The organism is Pseudonocardia sp. P1, from assembly GCF_000178675.2.
In the GTDB taxonomy this organism is placed as follows: domain Bacteria; phylum Actinomycetota; class Actinomycetes; order Mycobacteriales; family Pseudonocardiaceae; genus Pseudonocardia.
The window spans coordinates 6,228,934-6,248,666 of sequence record NZ_ADUJ02000001.1; the positions used below are offsets into that span (position 1 = coordinate 6,228,934).

Annotated in this window: 17 protein-coding genes and 1 pseudogene; 12 read left to right on the top strand and 6 right to left on the bottom strand. The window is 74.5% G+C overall.

Annotated elements, in window-relative coordinates:
• The first annotated feature begins 20 nt into the window (after positions 1–20).
• The gene (locus tag PP1_RS28900; protein ID WP_075314367.1) at positions 21–1,100 is read left to right on the top strand and encodes a M24 family metallopeptidase; all 1,080 of its coding nucleotides are present in this window, start codon (positions 21–23) and stop codon (positions 1,098–1,100) included.
• On the opposite strand, the gene PP1_RS28905 is transcribed toward PP1_RS28900, so the two are convergent.
• The 5 genes from PP1_RS28905 to PP1_RS28925 are packed head-to-tail and all read right to left on the bottom strand — an operon-like array spanning position 1,101 to position 6,789.
• Entirely contained in the window at positions 1,101–2,297 is a 1,197-nt protein-coding gene (locus tag PP1_RS28905) for an ABC transporter permease (RefSeq protein ID WP_075314365.1), read from the bottom strand.
• Positions 2,294–3,181: an ABC transporter ATP-binding protein gene (locus PP1_RS28910; protein WP_010229231.1), complete on the bottom strand. Its 888-nt coding sequence runs from the start codon at positions 3,179–3,181 to the stop codon at positions 2,294–2,296. The genes PP1_RS28905 and PP1_RS28910 overlap by 4 nt, the downstream gene beginning before the upstream one ends.
• A 29-nt stretch (positions 3,182–3,210) precedes the next feature.
• Positions 3,211–3,954, bottom strand: coding sequence for a CPBP family intramembrane glutamic endopeptidase (locus tag PP1_RS28915; protein WP_010229233.1), 744 nt, complete (start codon positions 3,952–3,954; stop codon positions 3,211–3,213).
• Between the two features lie 35 nt (positions 3,955–3,989).
• Positions 3,990–6,137 carry a sensor histidine kinase gene (locus PP1_RS28920; RefSeq protein WP_075314363.1) on the bottom strand — a complete coding sequence of 716 codons (2,148 nt, stop codon included), beginning with the start codon at positions 6,135–6,137 and terminating at the stop codon, positions 3,990–3,992.
• The gene (locus tag PP1_RS28925) at positions 6,124–6,789 is read right to left on the bottom strand and encodes a response regulator (protein ID WP_029239141.1); all 666 of its coding nucleotides are present in this window, start codon (positions 6,787–6,789) and stop codon (positions 6,124–6,126) included. Before PP1_RS28925 ends, PP1_RS28920 begins: the two co-directional genes overlap by 14 nt.
• 223 nt (positions 6,790–7,012) lie before the next feature.
• Between PP1_RS28925 and efp the strand changes: the two genes are divergently transcribed.
• Together efp and nusB are read left to right on the top strand one after the other, a co-directional pair.
• Positions 7,013–7,573, top strand: coding sequence for an elongation factor P (gene efp / locus PP1_RS28930; protein ID WP_060576593.1), 561 nt, complete (start codon positions 7,013–7,015; stop codon positions 7,571–7,573).
• A gap of 1 nt (position 7,574) precedes the next feature.
• Positions 7,575–7,994 (top strand): transcription antitermination factor NusB, encoded by a 420-nt coding sequence (gene nusB / locus PP1_RS28935; RefSeq protein WP_010227096.1) that lies wholly within the window; start codon positions 7,575–7,577, stop codon positions 7,992–7,994.
• Between the two features lie 166 nt (positions 7,995–8,160).
• Here nusB and bldD read toward each other — a convergent pair whose 3' ends face one another.
• Complete coding sequence (gene bldD / locus PP1_RS28940) at positions 8,161–8,652, bottom strand: transcriptional regulator BldD (RefSeq protein WP_010227097.1); 492 nt, start codon at positions 8,650–8,652, stop codon at positions 8,161–8,163.
• Positions 8,653–9,207: 555 nt separating this feature from the next.
• Between bldD and pyrR the strand changes: the two genes are divergently transcribed.
• The 9 genes and pseudogenes from pyrR to rpoZ all read left to right on the top strand — a co-directional run bounded on the left by pyrR (position 9,208) and on the right by rpoZ (position 19,726).
• Positions 9,208–9,798 (top strand): bifunctional pyr operon transcriptional regulator/uracil phosphoribosyltransferase PyrR, encoded by a 591-nt coding sequence (gene pyrR, locus PP1_RS28945; protein WP_010227098.1) that lies wholly within the window; start codon positions 9,208–9,210, stop codon positions 9,796–9,798.
• Complete coding sequence (locus PP1_RS28950; RefSeq protein WP_010227099.1) at positions 9,795–10,739, top strand: aspartate carbamoyltransferase catalytic subunit; 945 nt, start codon at positions 9,795–9,797, stop codon at positions 10,737–10,739. Before pyrR ends, PP1_RS28950 begins: the two co-directional genes overlap by 4 nt.
• Complete coding sequence (locus PP1_RS28955) at positions 10,736–12,028, top strand: dihydroorotase (protein ID WP_010227100.1); 1,293 nt, start codon at positions 10,736–10,738, stop codon at positions 12,026–12,028. The genes PP1_RS28950 and PP1_RS28955 overlap by 4 nt, the downstream gene beginning before the upstream one ends.
• Positions 12,025–13,119: pseudogene (carA, locus tag PP1_RS28960) on the top strand (glutamine-hydrolyzing carbamoyl-phosphate synthase small subunit); the annotation flags it as partial. The gene PP1_RS28955 and the pseudogene carA, both read left to right, overlap by 4 nt.
• A gap of 632 nt (positions 13,120–13,751) precedes the next feature.
• Positions 13,752–17,048, top strand: a complete 3,297-nt coding sequence (carB, locus tag PP1_RS28965) for a carbamoyl-phosphate synthase large subunit (protein ID WP_010234028.1) — start codon at positions 13,752–13,754, stop codon at positions 17,046–17,048.
• Positions 17,045–17,887: an orotidine-5'-phosphate decarboxylase gene (pyrF, locus tag PP1_RS28970; protein ID WP_075314361.1), complete on the top strand. Its 843-nt coding sequence runs from the start codon at positions 17,045–17,047 to the stop codon at positions 17,885–17,887. The genes carB and pyrF overlap by 4 nt, the downstream gene beginning before the upstream one ends.
• A 568-nt stretch (positions 17,888–18,455) precedes the next feature.
• The gene (gene mihF / locus PP1_RS28975) at positions 18,456–18,770 is read left to right on the top strand and encodes an integration host factor, actinobacterial type (RefSeq protein WP_010234602.1); all 315 of its coding nucleotides are present in this window, start codon (positions 18,456–18,458) and stop codon (positions 18,768–18,770) included.
• Positions 18,771–18,804: 34 nt separating this feature from the next.
• Entirely contained in the window at positions 18,805–19,407 is a 603-nt protein-coding gene (gene gmk, locus PP1_RS28980) for a guanylate kinase (RefSeq protein ID WP_010234606.1), read from the top strand.
• Between the two features lie 49 nt (positions 19,408–19,456).
• The gene (rpoZ, locus tag PP1_RS28985; RefSeq protein ID WP_010234608.1) at positions 19,457–19,726 is read left to right on the top strand and encodes a DNA-directed RNA polymerase subunit omega; all 270 of its coding nucleotides are present in this window, start codon (positions 19,457–19,459) and stop codon (positions 19,724–19,726) included.
• Positions 19,727–19,733: the final 7 nt, after the last annotated feature.

Below are 19,733 nucleotides of genomic sequence, written 5' to 3' on the forward strand. Positions count from 1 at the left end.
TAGGACATAGGGTCGGATGCATGGGCCACCCCGACCGCCGTGACTCGCTGCGCGGGCTCCTGCACACCGCCGGGCTGGACGCGCTGCTGGTCACCGACCTGCTCGACGTCCGCCACCTCACCGGGTTCACCGGGTCCAACGCGGCCGCCGTCGTGGCCGTCGACCCCGCGGGGGACCTGCTCTGCACCGACGGGCGCTACCGGATCCAGGCGGCCGAGCAGTGCCCGGGCCTCGCCGTCGTGATCGACCGGCCGAGCGCGCCCGCCGCGGCGGCGCAGGTCCCGGCCGGTCGGGTGCTCGGCTACGACTCGGCGACCGTGACCGTCGACGGGCTCGCCGCCGTCCGCGACGCCGCCCCCGGCCGCCTGCTGCGCCGTGCGCCCGGCCTGGCGGGGCGGCTGCGCGCGGTCAAGGACGACGGCGAGGTCGCCGCGATCCGCGCCGCCTGCGAGCTGGCCGACACCGCCCTGCGCGACCTGCTCGATGCCGGCGGGCTGGCAGCCGGCCGCACCGAGCGGGAGGTGGCGCTCGACCTGGAGGACCGGATGCGGCGGCTCGGTGCGGCCGGGCCGTCGTTCGAGACGATCCTGGCCGCGGGGGCGCACTCGGCCGTCCCGCACCACCGGCCCACCGGCACGCCGCTGCGGCGCGGGGATCTGGTGAAGATCGACTTCGGGGCGGCGCTGGACGGCTACCACTCCGACACGACCCGCACGTTCTGCCTCGGCCCGGCCGCGGAGTGGCAGCGCGAGCTGCACGCGCTCGTCGACACGGCCGCAGCGGCCGGGCGGGACGCGCTGGCCGACGGCGCGTCCGTCGCCGCCGTCGACGCCGCCGCCCGCGAGGTGATCGGGAAGGCCGGGTACGGCGAGCAGTTCCCGCACGGGCTCGGGCACGGCGTCGGCCTCGCCGTGCACGAGCCGCCCTGGCTGTCGAAGGCCGGGACCGGCCGGATCGCCGCCGGTCAGGTCGTCACCGTCGAGCCTGGGGTCTACCTGGACGGCCGGGGCGGGGTGCGGATCGAGGACACCCTGCACGTCGTCGCCGGCGGGCCGGCCGTGCCGCTGACGACGCTGCCCCGCGAGCTCGTCGAGGTCTGATCAGCGGCTCCTGCCCAGCGCCTCCCGCCACGGGACCGCCGCGCCGATCCGCAGCACCGACCGGTGGTAGATCCGCGCGCTCGCCCACGCCAGCGCGGCGACCGCCGCCAGCATGAGCAGCACGGTCGCGACGATCTGGACGACCGTCGCCGACCCGTCGGCGATCCGCAGCGGCATCAGTATCGCCGAGAACGGTGGGATCCAGGAGAGCACCGTGACCAGCGTGTCGTCCGGCGAGCTCACGTGGTAGAACGCCGCGCCGTAGAGGAGGAACAGGCTCAGCATCAGCGGGCCGGTGGTCGTGTTGATGTCCTCCTGGCGGGAGAACATCGACCCGGCGGCCGCGTAGAGGACCGAGTAGAACGCGAACCCGAGCACGAACCAGCCGAGCACGCTCGCGAACACCCCGACCGCGGTCGCCGTCAGCGTGAGCACACCGGTGGCGAGCCCGGCGGTCAGCCCGACGACGCCGTACAGCGCGAGCTGCAACAGCCCGACCGCGCCGATGCCGACGATCTTCCCCCACAGCAGGTGCAGCGGCTTGATCGTGGACAGCAGCAGCTCGACGACGCGGCTGGACTTCTCCTCGACCACGCCCATCGCCACGTACGTGCCGAACCCGAGGATCTGCCCGAACAGCAGGAACAGCGCCACGAAGCTCAGCGCGGTCCGCTGCCCGGCCTCCGGGTCGGGCGGGTCCGCGGCGTCGACGGTGAGCACCGCCGGTGCGGTGCTCCGGTCGAGCTCGGCCGGGTCGACGCCCAGCCCGGTCAGCGCGGTGTCGCGGGCCTGCTGCTGCAGGGCGGCGTCGAGCACGGCCCGGACCGGTCCGGGCACCTCCTCGGTGACGACCGCGACGGCGCCGTCGGCGGCGGGGACCACCGCGACGTCGAGGTCCCCGGCGAGCACGGCGTCGCGCCCGGCGTCGGCGGAGCCGACCGGCCGCACGTCGACCGGCAGCCCGAGCCGGTCACCGGCCGCGGCGACGGCCGCCGCGAGCGCCGGCGGGCCGGCCACACCGACGGCGGGGCGGTCGTCGCCGGAGCCGCCGAACACGGCGAACGCGACGATGCCACCGGCGATGACCAGCAGCACGATCACGTTGCTGATCACGAAGCTCTTCTTCACGACCTGGGCGCGGAACTCACGACGGGCGACCAGCGCGACGGCCCGGGACGCGGGCAGCGGGCCCCTCATGCGACGACCTCCCGGTAGAGATCGGTCAGGGACGGGGTGCGGACGGTGAACCCGTGCACCGGCCCGGTGGCGAGCGCGGCGGCGAGGACGTCCTGGTCGTTCGCACGGTCGTCGAGCAGCAGGGTGGTGCGGCCGTCGGCGAACCGGTCGACGACGACGCCGGGCAGGCCGTCCGCCCAGCCCGGCGGGGCGGCCGGGGCGTGTACCTCCAGCCGGGTCCCGCCGCCGCGGCGTACCGCCGCGACCGTCCCGACCGTCCGCATCCGGCCCGCCGCGATGATCCCGACCCGGTCGCACAGGCGCTGCACCAGGTCGAGCTGGTGGCTGGAGAACAGCACCGGCACCCCCGTCCGGGCCTTCTCCTGCAGCACCTCGCTCATCACGTCGACGGCCACCGGGTCCAGCCCGGAGAACGGCTCGTCCAGCACGAGGACGGCCGGATCGTGGACGAGCGCCGCCGCCAGCTGCACCCGCTGCTGGTTGCCGAGGCTGAGCGCGTCGACGGTGCTCTCCAGGCGGGACTCCACCCCGAGCCGTTCGGCCCAGCGGAGCACGGCCCGCCGCGCGCCGGCCCGGCCGACGCCGTGCAGCTCGGCCAGGTAGGCGAGCTGCTCGCCGACCTTCATCTTCGGGTACAGCCCGCGCTCCTCGGGCATGTAGCCGATGGTGCGGCGGACGTCGAGGTCCACCGGCCTGCCGCCGAGGCGGACCTCGCCGGCGTCGGCGGCGAGCACGCCGAGCGCGATCCGCATCGTGGTCGTCTTGCCGGCGCCGTTCGACCCGACGAAGCCCAGGATCTCGCCCGGGCGGACGTCGAGGGTCACGCCGTCGAGCGCGACGGTCGACCCGTACCGCTTGGTCAGGGAGTCGATCTCGAGGGTCATCGCGGTGTCCCTCACCGCAGCGGTGTCCCTCACAGGAGCAGCGTCGCGATCGCGAAGCCGGACGCGTTGAACACCGCGTGCGTCACGACGGCGGGCCAGATCGAGCGGCTCCGCTCGTAGAGCAGCGCGCAGACCACGCCGAGCAGGAACGCGATCACCAGGACGACGTTGACGCCGTGCGCGATCGCGAAGACCGCCGCGCTCGCCGGCGCTGCGACCCACACGCCGTAGCGGCGCAGCGCGCCGTAGCCGATCCCGCGGAACAGCACCTCCTCGGCGAACGGCACCAGCACCGCCCCGGCGAGCATCACGCCGGCGAGGACGAGCAGGTCGTCGCCCGCCAGTGCCTCGCCCAGGAACGCCTGCGGGTCCGACAGGTCGCCGGTGATCTCCTGGTACGCCCAGCCGACCCCGAAGGCGAGGCCGCGCGCCACCAGGCCGGCGGCGACGCCCACCAGCAGCCACCGCGCCGTCGTCGCGCGCAGGCCGATCGCGGGCATCCACCGCACCCGGATCGCGAGAACGGCGAACGCGGTCAGGAGCGTGGCGGCACCGGTGAGCGCGAGCAACGGCACGGCCGCGCCGAGCACGGCCATGCCACCCACCAGGAACAGGGTGAACCCGGCGAGCCCGCTGAGCACGAGGTACAGCGGGGCCGCGACCAGCAGCTCGGTCCAGCCGACCGACGGGCCGCCCGGCCGTCCGGTCCCCGGAGGCGGGGCGGCACCCCTCGTCGCCGCCCCGCCGTCGGTCCCGTCACGCAGGTCCGTCATCGCCCCTCCCGGCTGCTCCGTCGGTGGCACCGACGCTAGGTGGCGAGGGGATCGCTCCGGATCGGCGCGGAGGACGAGATCGGGGCGGGCGCGGCCTCGTCCCCGCGGACGAGCGGCGCCCGGGGGAGCACGGCGTGCACCGTCCAGCCGGCCCCGTCGCCGGGGCCCGCGTGCAGCGTGCCGCCGAGCAGCTCGACCCGTTCGCGCATGCCGACCAGACCCAGGCCGGAGCCCTGGCCGTCGGGCCGGTGGCCGGGGACCGGGCCGTCGTCGGAGATCTCGACCTCCAGCACCGGCTCCCGGTGCACGACCCGCACCCGGGTCCCGGACCGGCCCGCGTGCCGGAGCGCGTTGGTCAGCGACTCGGTGAGGATGCGCTGGGCGAACAGCTCCGCGTCGCCGGTGTCGGCGGGCGGCGTGCCCTCGACGGAGACGGTGACCGGCAGGCCGGCGACCCGCGACGGGCCGACGAGCTCCGCGACACCGGCCGCGTCCAGCGGGACACCGTGCGGGTCCGGCGTGAGGCCCTCGAGCTCGGGCAACGCCTCGGCGACCCGGCGCCCCGACTCGGCGACGTGCGCGACGGCCTCCGCGCGGACGGCGGGGTCCGCGGCCATCCGTGCCGCCCCGGCCTGCACCGCGATCGCGCTGACGTGGTGGGCGACGACGTCGTGCAGGTCGCGGGCGACCCGCAGCCGCTCCCCGGTGACGGCGTCGCGGTCACCGGCCTCCGCGCGGTCCCGGTGCCGCTGCTCGGTCTCCAGCCGGTGCCGCCGCACCAGCACGCCCGCGACCCACACCGGCACCGTGCCGAGGCAGGCGAAGAGCAGCCACGCCGTGCCGCCGACGGCGCTCGCGTAGCCGAACGTCATCGCACCGGCCAGCCAGGTCAGCGTCGACACCGTGACGGCGGGCCCGGACCACCGGGGCCGGGTGTACGCCGCGGCACCCCAGACGAGCAGCAGCCAGGACGTGTCGGCGAACAGGTTGGTGGCGCCGAGCCCGGCGGTGACGACCGTGCACACGCCGGCGATCAGCACCGCCGGGACGGGCGCGGTGCGCCACCAGGCGATCAGCGCGAACTGCAGCGCGACCACCAGCAGCCCGGGGAGCGACTCGAACGGCAGCCCGAAGGTCCCCAGCAACCGTGCGAGATCCGGATCGAGCGACGGCGGCACGGGCAGCGCCGCCGCCGGCAGCGCGACGACGAGGAACGCGGCCTGCGCGGCCAGCCCGGCCCGGTCCGGCAGCGGCCATCCGCGCCGCCGGTCCGGGGCACGCGGCTCCTGGCCGGCGGGGCCCGGTGAGCCGGTTCCGGGGCCCGGTGAGCCGGTCCCGGAGTCCGAGGAGCCGGGCGGGTCGGCAGGGTCGGTGGGATCGGGTGAGTCGGGGGAGCGCAGGATCCCCAGCACCCGCCGCATCGCGGCGAGCACCGACCGGGCCTGGTCGCGGAGCGCCCGCAGCTCCGCCTCGGACGCCACCGGGACGGCCGCACCGGCACCGGCCGGCTCCCACCGCCGGGTCAGCCCGACCAGCCGGTGCAGCCCGGACAGCACGCCGCTGCCGATCTCCTCGGCGATCCGGGCCCGTTCGGTGCGCAGCGCCGCCGAGCGCCGGGCCCGCTCGGTCTCCTCCCGGATCCGGTCCTCCCGCCGCGCCGCGGCCCGGGTGTAGCGCCCGGCCGCCCCGCCCGCCAGCACCAGCACGGCGATGACCAGGCCACCACCGACGGCGGCGCCCGCGGCGGTGCCGAGGTCGCCGAACATCGGCACACCGGCCGCGGTGAACCCGGCGACCGCGCCGGCCCAGCCGAGCACCAGCACGGCGGCGGCGCGCCCGGGGGCACGCGCGACCGCGAACGCGAGGACCGGCCACACGTACGTCGTCGGGGTGGCGATCATCGCGAACTGGACCACGGACACGATCGCCACCAGCGCGTACGCCCGGCGCGGCCGGTACCGGCGCACCAGGACGATCGCGGCCAGCGCCGTCGCGGTCAGCGTCCCCGCGACCGTGCCGGCCGCCCCGGGGAGCAGGCCGGGGAGTACGGGCGCCCCGGGCACCCGCGTCGACAGCACCTCCATCAGCGCGGTGAGCAGGACCGCCGAGGCCAGTGCCGCGTCGCCGGCCCGGGTGCCCGGCAGCGGGCCGGGCCGGTCGTCGCGCGGCTCAGCCGTCGTCACCGGCGGCCCCCACCAGCCCGTGCTCGTAGGCGAACACCACCAGCTGCACCCGGTCGCGCAGGTCCAGCTTGGTGAGCAGGTTCGACACGTGCGTCTTGACCGTCGTCCCGCCCAGGACGAGCCGGGCCGCGATCTCGGCGTTCGACAGCCCGGCGGCCACCAGGCCGAGCACCTGACGCTCGCGCTCGGTCAGCGCACCGGCGGGCCCGGCGCCGGGCTCCGGGTCGGCGGGCACGAACGACCCGACCAGCCGCCGGGTGACCGAGGGTGCGAACAGCTCGTGGCCCGCGTGGACCGTGCGGACCGCGACCTGCAGGTCCTCCGGCTCGACGTCCTTGAGCACGAAGCCGGACGCCCCGGCCCGCAGCGCGTCGTACACGTGCCGGTCCAGGTCGAACGTCGTCACGACCAGCACCCGGATGCCCGGGTCGCGCAGGGCCCGGATCCGCCGGGTGCCCTCGATGCCGTCGGTGCCGGGCATCCGGACGTCCATCAGCACCACGTCCGGGGTCAGCGACTCGGCCAGCTCGGCCGCCGCGCCGCCGTCGGACGCCTCGCCGACGACCTCGATGTCCGGCGCCGCCGCCAGCACCGTCCGCAGCCCCGCACGCACCACGGCCTGGTCGTCGGCCACCACCACCCGCACCGTCATGGGCACATCCTGGCAGGCGGCCCGGAACGGGCAGGTGAACAGCGTGCCGGTACCCTTGACAACACAGGTGCGCACCGCCCGCGCGGGAGGGTGCGCCCGAGGCACCCGGGACGTCCCCCGCGACGCGCCGCCCGCCCCGCCGGCCGGGCCGTGGGCGCGCCGGCGCGGGGCCGTCGGCGGTGCCCGACCGCAGGACCCGACACCCGATCAGGAGAACGCGCACGTGGCGACCACGAACGACCTGAAGAACGGCCTGGTGCTGAACCTCGAGGGCCAGCTGTGGACCGTGACGGCGTTCCAGCACGTCAAGCCCGGCAAGGGCGGTGCGTTCGTGCGCACCACCCTGAAGAACGTGATGTCCGGCAAGGTCGTCGACAAGACCTTCAACGCCGGGACCAAGGTCGACACCGCGACCGTCGACCGCCGCGACATGACCTACCTGTACCGCGACGGCTCCGACTTCGTCTTCATGGACGGCGACACCTTCGACCAGATCCCGATCTCGGCGAAGGCCGTCGGCGACGCCGCGAAGTACCTGCTGGAGAACGCGTCGGCCCAGGTGTCGCTGCACGAGGGCGAGCCGCTGTTCGTCGAGCTTCCGACCTCGGTCGAGCTGATCATCGAGCACACCGACCCCGGCCTGCAGGGCGACCGCTCCACCGGCGGCACCAAGCCGGCCACCCTGGAGACCGGCGCCGAGATCCAGGTCCCGCTGTTCCTCGAGACCGGCACCAAGGTGAAGGTCGACACCCGGGACGGCCGGTACCTCGGCCGCACGAGCTGAGATGCGGGCACGGACCAAGGCCCGTAAGCGGGCCCTGGACATCCTCTTCGAGGCCGAGGCGCGCGGTGAGGCACCCCTGGAGGTGCTCACCGCCCGCCGCGAGACCGACGACGCCCCGCCGGTCCAGGAGTACGCCGCCCGGCTCGTCGAGGGCGTCGCGACGCACCGCGAGCGGATCGACCAGCTGCTCGCCGAGCACGCCGAGGGCTGGACCGTCGACCGGATGCCGGCGGTCGACCGCGGCCTGCTGCGGATCGGCGTCTACGAGCTCCTGTGGGTGGACGACGTCGACGACCCGGTCGCCATCACCGAGGCGGTCGAGCTGGCGCGGACGCTGTCCACCGACGACTCACCGCGCTACGTCAACGGCGTCCTCGGGCAGATCTCCGACATCGCCGAGCACCTGCGCGCCACGCTGTAGCGACACCCCGACGACGAGAGCCCGCACCCCGGACCGGGATGCGGGCTCTCGCGTCGTACGGGCCGGTCGGCGGCGGCCGGGAGACTGTGCAGATCACCGGCCGCCACCGCCGGTGGAGGCGCCGGGCGCGTCACCCTTCCCCTGGGACGCGCCGGGCGCAGACCCATCATCCCACCGGGTTCCCGGGGCGTGCCTCGGGAGGCAGGACACCCCAGTCGATGAGCTGGTCGGTCAGCTCACCCGGGGACATGTCGTAGATGATCGCGAGCGAGCGCAGGTCCTCGGCACGGATGGAGAGCACCTTGCCGTTGTAGTCGCCGCGCTGGCTCTGGATGGCCGCGGCGTAGCGGGCCAGCGGGCCCACCTTGTCCGCGGGGAGCTGTTGCAGCCGCTCCAGGTTGATCACGATCTTGGTGGCGGGCTCGCTCCCGGACGGGATCCGGCCCTCCGGCAGCAGCTCGGCCACCGGCACGCCGTAGAAGTCGGCGAGCTCGGCGAGCTTCTGCACGGTCACGGCACGGTCGCCGCGCTCGTAGGAGCCCACGACCACGGCCTTCCAGCGGCCGCCCGACTTCTGCTCGACGCCGTGCAGCGACAGCCCCTGCTGCTGCCTGATCGCCCGGAGCTTTCCCCCGAGCGCCTTGGCGTAGTCGCCCATCGATCCCCTCGTTCCTACGGTCCGTGCGGCCCCACCGGTCGTCACCGCCGGTGCGCCGGCAGGTGGCCCTGCCGTCGCCCCTGTGGGTGGTTCCCGGTCGGGGCGGCTGCTCGCGCGTCCGGTTCCCCGTCCGTCGCGCTCGCCGCGGCGCCGTGCACGATGCCCGCTGCACGTTCCCTGATTGATACGGAGAGTAATCTTCCGGGTCCGGTCCGGCGCGGTCAAGTTCGACCCCCTGCTCGGGGGGTTGACGAGCGGTTTCCCACACGAACGGGGCAGTCCGCATCCCTCGTCAGCGGTAGCGCTGGGTGTGGGTGGGCGTGTGCACCACCCGCCCCTGTGGGTGCGCAAGGGCAGAACCGGGTATCGCAGTGACAGGAGCGACAGCGGGTGTGACCGATGCGGATCGTCACCGGACCGTGACCTCCGACGGGTGACGGACACCGCTGTGACGCCGATCGGCCGGAGCCGCGTCACACCGGTGCGGTTGCTAGGTTGGCCGTGCAACACCGTCCTTTAAGACCCGTCCGGTGAGGCGGGGAAGGAGAAGCTCTCGTGGCGCAGAACCGCCGCGGGGACATCGGCGCGCAGGACCCGGGCAGGGAACTGCTCTCGGCCGCCGACGTCACCCGCACCGTCGCGCGCATCGCGCACCAGATCATCGAGAAGACCGCGTTCGGCACCGACCGGCCGGACGACCTCGTCCTGCTCGGCGTCCCGACCCGCGGGGTCCATCTCGCCCACCGGCTGGCCGCCGCCATCACCGACTTCGCCGGCGTCGCCCCGGCCGTCGGCTCGGTCGACGCCACCCTCTACCGCGACGACCTGCGGCGCGGCCCGGCCCGCGCGCTGGAGTCCACCGCGATGCCCGAGGGCGGTGTGGACGACAAGCTGGTCGTGCTCGTCGACGACGTCCTGATGTCCGGGCGCACCACCCGCGCCGCGCTGGACGCCCTGCGCGACGAGGGCCGTCCGCGGATCGTCCAGCTGGCCGTGCTCGTCGACCGCGGGCACCGCGAGCTGCCGATCCGCGCCGACTACGTCGGCAAGAACGTCCCGACCTCGCGCTCGGAGCAGATCCTGCTGTCGCTCACCGAGATCGACGGCAGCGACGGTGTGTGGATCGGTCAGGGGGAGTCCGCGTGAGGCACCTGCTCTCGGCCGCCGACCTCGACGCGAGCGAGGCCACGGCGCTGCTCGACACCGCGGACCGGCTGCGGCAGGCCCTGCTGGGCCGCGAGGTCCGCAAGCTGCCGACGCTGCGCGGCCGCACGGTCATCACGATGTTCTACGAGAACTCCACCCGCACCCGGGTGTCGTTCGAGATCGCCGGCAAGTGGATGAGCGCGGACACCGTGAACGTGTCGGCGTCCGGCTCGTCGGTCTCGAAGGGCGAGTCGTTGCGCGACACCGCCCTCACGCTGTCGTCGATGGGCGCCGACTGCGTGGTGGCCCGGCACCCGGCGTCGGGCGCGGCGCACCGTCTCGCGCACTGGATCGACGCCGACCGCGAGGTCACCGGCACGCCCACCGCGATCGTCAACGCAGGCGACGGCACCCACGAGCACCCCACCCAGGCCCTGCTCGACGCCGCGACGCTGCGGGACCGGCTCGGCGGCATCGCCGGGCGCCGGGTCGCGATCGTCGGCGACGTCCTGCACTCCCGGGTCGCGCGGTCCAACGTGCTGCTGCTCGCCACCCTCGGCGCCGAGGTCGTGCTGGTGGCGCCACCGACGCTGCTGCCCGCCGGCGTCGAGTCCTGGCCGTGCCGGGTCTCGCACGAGCTGGACGCGGAGCTGCCCGCGCTGGACGCGGTGATGATGCTGCGCGTGCAGGCGGAGCGGATGCACGGCGGGTTCTTCCCGTCCTCGCGGGAGTACGCGGTGCGCTACGGGCTCTCCGAGGACCGCTCGAGGCTCCTGCGCGACGACGCCGTGGTCCTGCACCCCGGCCCGATGATCCGCGGCATGGAGATCGCCCCCGCGGTCGCCGACGCCCCGTCCTCCGCGGTGCTGCACCAGGTGCGCAACGGCGTGCACGTGCGGATGGCCGTCCTCTACCACCTTCTCGCCGGAGCTCCCGAATGACCGACCTGCTGATCACCAACGCCCGGCCCTACGGCGAGGACCCGGTCGACGTGCTCGTCGCCGACGGTGTCGTCTCGGCCGTCGGGACCGGCCTGACCGCCCCCGACGGCGTCGAGGTGCTCGACGCGAAGGGCGCCGTCCTGCTGCCGGGGCTCGTCGACCTGCACGTCCACCTGCGCGAGCCCGGTGGCGAGGAGTCCGAGACGATCGAGACCGGCAGCCGCGCCGCGGCACTGGGCGGGTTCACCGCGCTGTTCGCGATGCCGAACACCGACCCGGTCGCCGACTCCGACGTCGTCGTCGAGCACGTGTGGCGGCGCGGCGCCGAGATCGGGCTGGTCGACGTCCACCCGGTCGGCGCCGTCACCGTCGGGCTGGGCGGCGAGAAGCTCGCCGAGCTGGGCACGATGACCGACTCGCGGGCCGGCGTCCGGATGTTCTCCGACGACGGCCGCTGCGTGAACGACCCGCTGATCATGCGCCGGGCGCTGGAGTACGCCTCCGCGCTCGACGTCGTGATCGCCCAGCACGCCGAGGACCACCGGCTCACCGGCGGCGCGCAGGCGCACGAGGGCGCGGCCGCGGCCCGGCTCGGCCTGACCGGCTGGCCCGCCACCGCCGAGGAGACGATCGTCGCCCGGGACTGCGCGCTGGCCCGCGAGGCCGGCGCCCGGCTGCACGTCTGCCACATCTCGACCGCCCGCACCATCGAGGTGCTGCGCGCAGCGAAGGCGCAGGGCGTGCAGGTGTCCGCCGAGGTCACCCCGCACCACCTGCTGCTCACCGACAGCCGGCTGTCGAGCTACGACCCGGTCAACAAGGTGAACCCGCCGCTGCGCACCGCGGACGACACCCGCGCGATGCGGGAGGCGCTGGCCGAGGGCGTGATCGACGTCGTCGCCACCGACCACGCCCCGCACGCGCAGCAGTACAAGGACACCGAGTGGCAGGCCGCGAAGCCGGGCATGCTGGGCCTGCAGACGGCGCTGTCGGTGCTGATCGAGACCATGGTCGAGCCGGGTCTGCTGGACTGGCACGGCGTGGCGCGGGTGCTCTCCGAGCGCCCCGCGGAGATCGGGAGACTGCCCGACCAGGGCCGTCCGATCGCGGAGGGGGAGCCGGCGTCGTTCGCGCTCGTCGACCCGGACGCGGTGTGGACGGTCCGGGGGGCGAACCTGGCGAGCAAGGCGGCGAACACGCCGTACGAGGGAATGCGGCTGCCCGGAGCGGTGGTCGCGACGGTTCTGCGTGGCCGGATCACGGCGCAGGACGGGAAGGTTCGGGAATGACCGCGCTACTGGTGCTCGAGGACGGGCGGATCTTCCGCGGTGAGGCGTACGGCGCCACCGGGGAGACGCTCGGCGAGGCCGTCTTCACCACCGGGATGACCGGCTACCAGGAGACCCTGACCGATCCGTCGTACCACCGTCAGATCGTGCTGCAGACCGCACCGCAGATCGGCAACACCGGCTGGAACGACGACGACGACGAGTCGTCCGGCATCCAGGTCGCCGGCTACGTCGTGCGCGACCCCGCCCGGCGGGCGTCGAACTGGCGGTCCACCGGCTCGCTGGAGGACGCGCTGCGCGGGCAGGGGATCGTCGGGGTCGCGGGGATCGACACCCGCGCCGCGGTCCGGCACCTGCGCGAGCGGGGCGCGATGCGCGCCGGGATTTTCTCCGGTGACGCCCTGGCGCCCGACGACGAGCTCGTCGAGCGGGTGAAGGGGAGCCCGCAGATGGAGGGCGCCGACCTCTACGGCGCCGTCACCACCGCCGAGACCTACGTGGTCCCCGCGGTCGGGGAGAAGCGGTTCGTCGTGGCCGCGCTCGACGTCGGGATCAAGTTCAACACCCCGCGGATGATGGCGGCGCGCGGCATCGAGGTGCACGTGCTGCCCGCCTCCAGCACCATCGAGACCGTCGAGTCGCTGCGCCCGGACGGGTTCTTCCTGGCCAACGGCCCGGGTGACCCCGCCACCGCCGACGGCCCGGTCGAGCTGGCGAAGCAGGTGCTGGAGCGCCGGATCCCGCTGTTCGGGATCTGCTTCGGCAACCAGATCCTCGGCCGCGCGCTGGGCCGCTCCACCTACAAGCTGCGCTACGGCCACCGCGGCATCAACATCCCGGTCGTCGAGCACGCCACCGGGCGGGTCGCGATCACCTCGCAGAACCACGGCTTCGCCGTCGCCGGCGAGGCGGGCGAGGAGTTCGACACCCCGTACGGCCGCGCGCAGATCACCCACACCTGCCCGAACGACGGCTGCGTCGAGGGCATGGCCGGGCTGGACTTCCCGGCGTTCTCGGTGCAGTACCACCCGGAGGCCGCAGCCGGCCCGCACGACGCCGCGGACCTGTTCGACCGGTTCGTGCAGCTGATGGCGGAGCACCCGGTCGGCTACGCCGGCGTCGCCGGCCAGCGGCCCGAGGGCGTCGAGCCCGCGCCGTACCCGGAGGTCGAGGTGCTGCCCGAGGACGAGGCCGAGGCGGACGCCCGGGCCGGCGCCGGAGGCGCAGCGGCCCCCGCCCCCGGGCAGACCGCGCAGCCCTCGCCTGCCGCGCCGCCGTCGGCGACGGCGGGCCCGTCGGTGGAGCTGAACCCGGACCGTCCGGCCGCCACCGCGGTGCCGGCCGCGCCGATCGAGCCCGGCAGCCCCGAGGGCCCGCACACCGGGACCGCGGACGGGTCCGACCACACCACCCGGCTCCCGGTCACCCCGCCCGCCGGTGCGCGGGCCGTGCCGGACCGGGCCGGGGATCCCGAGCCGGAGACCGGCCGGATGCCCGCCGTGGGGCGGCCCGGCACCCCGGACCCCCTCACCGCACCGTTCTCCGACGTCGAGAACGCCCTGCGCCACGACGCCGACCCGCCCGCCGGCGGGTCGTCCGAGGACGCCGACCCGGTGACCGGCCGGTCCGGCCCCGTCGACGACCGACCCTGGCCACCACCCCCGGCCGACCCGACCACCTCGTCCGACCAGGACGACCAGCAGGCCCGGCAGGAGGACCGCTGATGCCCCGCCGCGACGACATCCAGCACGTGATGGTGATCGGCTCCGGTCCGATCGTCATCGGCCAGGCCTGCGAGTTCGACTACTCCGGCACCCAGGCGTGCCGGGTCCTGCAGGCCGAGGGCATCCGCGTCTCGCTGGTCAACTCCAACCCGGCGACGATCATGACCGACCCGGAGTTCGCCGACGCCACCTACGTCGAGCCGATCACCCCCGAGTTCGTCGAGAAGGTCATCGCCACCGAGCGCCCGGACGCGATCCTCGCGACCCTGGGCGGGCAGACCGCGCTGAACACCGCGATCGCCCTGCACGAGAACGGTGTCCTGGAGCGCTACGGCGTCGAGCTGATCGGCGCCGACGTCGAGGCCATCGAGCGCGGCGAGGACCGGCTGAAGTTCAAGGACATCGTCACCCAGGTCGGCGGCGACGTGCCGCGGTCCCGGGTCTGCCACTCGATGGACGAGGTCCGGGCCGCCGCGGGCGAGCTCGGGCTGCCGGTGGTCATCCGGCCGTCGTTCACCATGGGCGGGCTCGGCTCGGGCATGGCGCACTCGTCCGACGAGCTGGACCGCCTGGCCGGTGCCGGGCTCGACGCCTCCCCGGTCACCGAGGTCCTCATCGAGGAGTCGGTGCTCGGCTGGAAGGAGTACGAGCTCGAGCTCATGCGCGACCACCACGACAACGTGGTCGTCGTCTGCTCGATCGAGAACCTCGACCCGATGGGCGTGCACACCGGTGACTCGATCACCGTCGCGCCCGCGATGACGCTGACCGACCGCGAGTACCAGCACATGCGCGACGTCGGCATCGCCGTGCTGCGCGCGGTCGGGGTCGACACCGGCGGCTGCAACATCCAGTTCGCGATCCACCCTGAGACCGGGCGCCTGGTCGTGATCGAGATGAACCCGCGGGTGTCCCGGTCGTCGGCGCTGGCGTCGAAGGCCACCGGGTTCCCGATCGCGAAGATCGCCGCCCGGCTGGCCGTCGGCTACACGCTCGACGAGATCCGCAACGACATCACCGGCGAGACCCTCGCGGCGTTCGAGCCCGCGCTGGACTACGTCGCGGTGAAGATCCCGCGGTTCGCGTTCGAGAAGTTCCCCGGCGCCGACCCCGAGCTGACGACGACCATGAAGTCGGTCGGCGAGGCCATGTCGCTCGGCCGCTCGTTCCCCGAGGCGCTGGGCAAGGCGCTGCGCTCGATGGAGCGGGACCGCGCCGGGTTCTGGACGACGCCCGACCCGGAGGGGGAGCCCTCCTACACGACCCCGGTCGACGGCCGCATCTACGAGGTCGAGCGGGCGCTGCGCTCGGGCCAGTCGGTCGACGACGTCGCCAAGGCGTCCGGGATCGACCCGTGGTTCGTCGACCAGATCGCGCTGCTCGGCGAGATCCGCGCCGAGCTGGAGGCGGCCCCGGTGCTCGACGCCGGGCTGCTGCGCCGGGCGAAGCGGTACGGCCTGTCCGACCGGCAGCTCGCCGCCGTCCGGCCCGAGTTCGCCGGCGAGGACGGCGTGCGGAGCCTGCGGCACCGGCTCGGGATCCGGCCGGTCTACAAGACCGTGGACACCTGCGCCGCCGAGTTCGCCGCGAAGACCCCGTACCACTACTCGGCCTACGAGACCGATCCCGCGGCCGAGTCGGAGATCGCCCCGCAGACCGAGCGGCCGAAGGTGCTCATCCTCGGTTCCGGGCCGAACCGGATCGGGCAGGGCATCGAGTTCGACTACTCGTGCGTGCACGCGGTGATGGCGCTGCGCGAGGCCGGGTTCGAGACCGTGATGGTCAACTGCAACCCGGAGACGGTGTCGACCGACTACGACACCGCCGACCGTCTCTACTTCGAGCCGCTGACCTTCGAGGACGTCCTCGAGGTCGTGCACGCCGAGCAGGAGTCCGGCACGGTCGCGGGTGTGATCGTCCAGCTCGGCGGCCAGACGCCGCTCGGGCTGGCGCAGCGGCTCACCGAGGCCGGGGTGCCGGTCGTCGGGACGTCGGCCGCGGCGATCGACCTGGCCGAGGACCGCGGCGAGTTCGGCGAGGTGCTCCGGAAGGCGGGCCTGCCCGCGCCGGAGTTCGGGATGGCCACCAGCTTCGACGGTGCCCGGGAGATCGCGTCCCGGATCGGTTACCCGGTGCTGGTGCGGCCGTCCTACGTCCTCGGCGGGCGCGGCATGGAGATCGTCTACGACGAGTCGTCGCTTGCCGGCTACATCGCCCGCGCCACCACGATCTCGTCGAACCGCCCGGTGCTGGTCGACAAGTTCCTCGACGACGCCATCGAGATCGACGTCGACGCCCTGTGCGACGGCGAGGACGTCTACCTCGGCGGCGTCATGGAGCACATCGAGGAGGCCGGGGTGCACTCCGGCGACTCGTCGTGCACGCTCCCGCCGATCACCCTGGGCTCCTCGGTGATGGTGAAGGTGCGGGAGGCGACCGCGGCGATCGCGCACGGCGTCGGCGTCCGGGGCCTGCTCAACGTGCAGTACGCGCTGCACGGTGACGTGCTCTACGTGCTGGAGGCCAACCCGCGGGCGTCGCGGACCGTGCCGTTCGTGTCCAAGGCGACCTCGGTGCCGCTGGCCAAGGCCGCGGCCCGGATCATGCTCGGCGCGACGATCGCCGAGCTGCGCACCGAGGGGCTGCTCCCGGCGGACGGCGACGGCGGGGCCCTCCCGGCCGACTCGCCGGTGGCGGTCAAGGAGGCGGTGCTGCCCTTCAACCGGTTCCGCAACACCGCGGGCCAGGGTGTCGACCCGCTGCTCGGCCCGGAGATGAAGTCCACCGGTGAGGTCATGGGCTTCGACTCGGCGTTCGGCCGGGCGTTCGCGAAGTCGCAGGCCGCCGCCTACGGCTCGCTGCCCACGTCGGGCAAGGTGTTCGTCTCGATCGCCGACCGCGACAAGCGGGCCATGGTGTTCCCGGTGCGTCGCCTCGCCGACATCGGCTTCGAGGTGCTCGCCACCGAGGGTACGGCGGAGATGCTGCGCCGCAACGGGATCGAGGTCACCGTGGTGCGCAAGCACTCGGAGGGGTCGAGCAAGGAGAACCCGACGATCGTCGACACGATCCTCGCGGGCGACGTCGACCTGATCGTCAACACCCCGGTCGGGAACCCGGGCCCGCGCGTCGACGGCTACGAGATCCGGGCCGCCGCGGTGTCCCGCGGTGTCCCGTGCGTCACCACCGTGCAGGGGGCCGCTGCGGCGGTGCAGGGCATCGAGGCGCTCGCCTCCGGCGGGCTCGGCGTGCGGTCGCTGCAGCAGGCGCACGCCGCCCTGCGGACCGGCGAGTGACCGGGTTCGGGCAGCGGCTCGTCGACGCCGTCGCGTCGCACGGGCCGCTGTGCGCGGGGATCGACCCGCACCCGGCGCTGCTCGCGCAGTGGGGCCTGACCGACGACGCCGACGGGCTGGCGTCCTTCGCCGACGCCTGCCTGGCCGGGTTCGCCGGGACGGTCGCGGTCGTGAAGCCGCAGGCGGCGTTCTTCGAGCGGCACGGCGCGGCGGGTGTCGCGGTCCTGGAACGGCTGCTGGCGGGGTTCGCCGGGACACCGACGCTCACCCTGCTCGACGCCAAGCGCGGTGACATCGGGTCCACGATGGACGGCTACGCGGACGCCTACCTGCGGGTCGGCGCCCCGCTCGGCGCGGACGCGCTCACCCTGTCGCCCTACCTCGGGTTCGACTCGCTGGAGCCGGCGTTCGTCGCGGCGGCGGAGGCCGGGCGCGGCGTGTTCGTGCTGGCGCGCACCTCCAACCCGGAGGGGGCGCCGGTGCAGCTGGCGACCGCTCCCGGGGGCGGCACGGTCGCCCAGGCCGTGGTCGACGCGGCCGGTGTCCGCAACTCCGGGGCTGGGGCCGGGGGCTGCGGGGACGTCGGCGTCGTCGTCGGCGGGACCCGGGAGCACGGCCTGGACCTGTCCGGGGTGAACGGTCCGGTGCTGGTGCCCGGGCTCGGCGCGCAGGGCGCGAGCCCCGCCGACGTCGTCGCCCGGTTCGCCGGGACCGCCGGTCCGGTCCTGCCGGTCGCCGCACGGTCGGTCCTGCGGGCCGGTCCGGATCCGGTGGCGCTGCAGGACGCGGCACGGACGCTGGGGGAGGAGCTGGCCTCGGCGCGCGCCGGGTCGCACTGAGCGGGCCGGGGCGCGCCGGGATCGCGCTGAGCCGCCGGGGGCGCGCCGGATCGCGCTGAGCGGCCCACCGGCGCTCCCGGCACCGTGCAGGGCGTCCGGGGCCCGAGCACAGGCCGTCGCGGGCCCCACGGCCCGTACCGGCCCGGGACCCGGGCGCTCCCGAGCCGGACGACACCTCCGCGTCGGTGGGCGACCCGGCGCGGTGCCGACCGGCCGGGCGCCGCGGGCGTCCCGCGCCCGGCCGGCGTCCTGGGCGCACCCGGCGGGCGTTCGGGCGCAGCCCCGCGGGCCGGGTTCGGCCGACCGGGGGAGTGCGTTGCGCCGACCCGTCGTCCGGGGGAGCCGGACGGCACCGCGAGAAGCGTCACAGAGCGTGCCGATGATCACCCCGGGGACGGCGAAACCGGTGGTGGGACCCCCATTGACGGTGCTGTGGAGGGCGTGGGTACGTTCGATTCGGATCCGGGGGTGTCCCCCGGACGGGTCGGTGTCCCACCGCCCGGTCGCCGCCCCGCGGCGGCGACGAGAACGCAGCACGACACGGAAAACGTACGTACGGAGGAACACCGTGGCCCTTCCCCAGCTGACCGAGGAACAGCGCGCCGCAGCGCTGGAGAAGGCCGCGGCCGCCCGCCGGGCCCGGGCCGAGCTGAAGGATCGCCTGAAGCGCGGGGGCACCACCCTGGAGGAGGTGCTCAAGAAGGCCGAGACCGACGAGGTCCTCGGCAAGATGAAGGTCTCCGCGCTCCTCGAGGCCCTGCCGAACGTGGGCAAGGTCCGCGCGCAGCAGATCATGGAGGAGCTGGAGATCGCGAGCAGCCGTCGCCTGCGTGGCCTCGGCGACCGCCAGCGCAAGGCGCTCCTCGAGCGCTACCCGAGCTGATCCGGCGCATCCCGTGACCGGACCTTCCTCCGACGTGCCGACCGCGCCCCCCGGCGAGGACGACCGGCCGGCCCGTGGCCGCCTGCTCGTGCTGGCCGGGCCGTCCGGCGTGGGGAAGAGCAGCGTGGTCGCGGGCCTGCGCGAGGCGCTGCCGGAGCTGCTGTTCAGCGTGTCCGCGACGACCCGCCCGGCCCGGCCGGGTGAGGTCGACGGCCGTGACTACCACTTCGTCACCCGCGAGACGTTCGACGCGCTGATCGAGCGCGGTGACCTGCTCGAGTGGGCCGAGGTGCACGGCGGGCTGCAGCGCTCCGGCACGCCACGGGTGCCGGTCGAGCAGGCACTCGGCGGCGGGCGCCCGGTGCTGGTCGAGGTCGACCTGCAGGGCGCCCGCTCGGTGAAGCGGGTGTTGCCCGAGTGCGTCACCGTGTTCGTCGCGCCGCCGTCGATGGAGGAGCTGGCCCGCCGGCTCACCGACCGCGGCACCGACACCACCGAGCAACGGGAACGCCGGCTGCGGACCGCCATCGAGGAGATGGACGCGCAGGACGAGTTCGACGAGGTCGTCGTGAACGACGACCTGCAGGCCGTGATCCGCCGGTTGGTAGCATTGGCGGTCGACCGAGACGCGGCGTGAGCACGTCCCACGGCGTCACCGGACCACTCTCTTCTCCAGGAGCTTCTCTGTGAGCACGCCGACCGCCGGCATCACCGCCCCCGAGGGCATCACCAACCCGCCGATCGACGACCTGCTGGGCCAGGTCAGCTCGAAGTACGCGCTTGTCATCTACGCGGCCAAGCGCGCCCGGCAGATCAACGAGTACTACTCCCAGCTCGGCGAGGGCCTGCTGGAGTACGTCGGCCCGCTCGTCGAGCCGGGTGCCCGCGAGAAGCCGCTGTCCATCGCCATGCGCGAGATCCAGGCCGGCATGCTCGAGCACACCGAGGGCGAGTAAGACCCAC

Excerpts from the sequence above, each read along its gene's own strand:
- PP1_RS28900 (WP_075314367.1), top strand. The coding sequence starts at position 21 with ATGGGCCACCCCGACCGCCGTGACTCGCTGCGCGGGCTCCTGCACACC.
- nusB (WP_010227096.1), top strand. The coding sequence starts at position 7,575 with ATGCGGGCACGGACCAAGGCCCGTAAGCGGGCCCTGGACATCCTCTTC.
- PP1_RS28910 (WP_010229231.1), bottom strand. The coding sequence starts at position 3,181 with ATGACCCTCGAGATCGACTCCCTGACCAAGCGGTACGGGTCGACCGTC.
- PP1_RS28915 (WP_010229233.1), bottom strand. The coding sequence starts at position 3,954 with ATGACGGACCTGCGTGACGGGACCGACGGCGGGGCGGCGACGAGGGGT.
- PP1_RS28905 (WP_075314365.1), bottom strand. The coding sequence starts at position 2,297 with ATGAGGGGCCCGCTGCCCGCGTCCCGGGCCGTCGCGCTGGTCGCCCGT.
- PP1_RS28925 (WP_029239141.1), bottom strand. The coding sequence starts at position 6,789 with ATGACGGTGCGGGTGGTGGTGGCCGACGACCAGGCCGTGGTGCGTGCG.
- PP1_RS28955 (WP_010227100.1), top strand. The coding sequence starts at position 10,736 with ATGACCGACCTGCTGATCACCAACGCCCGGCCCTACGGCGAGGACCCG.
- bldD (WP_010227097.1), bottom strand. The coding sequence starts at position 8,652 with ATGGGCGACTACGCCAAGGCGCTCGGGGGAAAGCTCCGGGCGATCAGG.
- carB (WP_010234028.1), top strand. The coding sequence starts at position 13,752 with ATGCCCCGCCGCGACGACATCCAGCACGTGATGGTGATCGGCTCCGGT.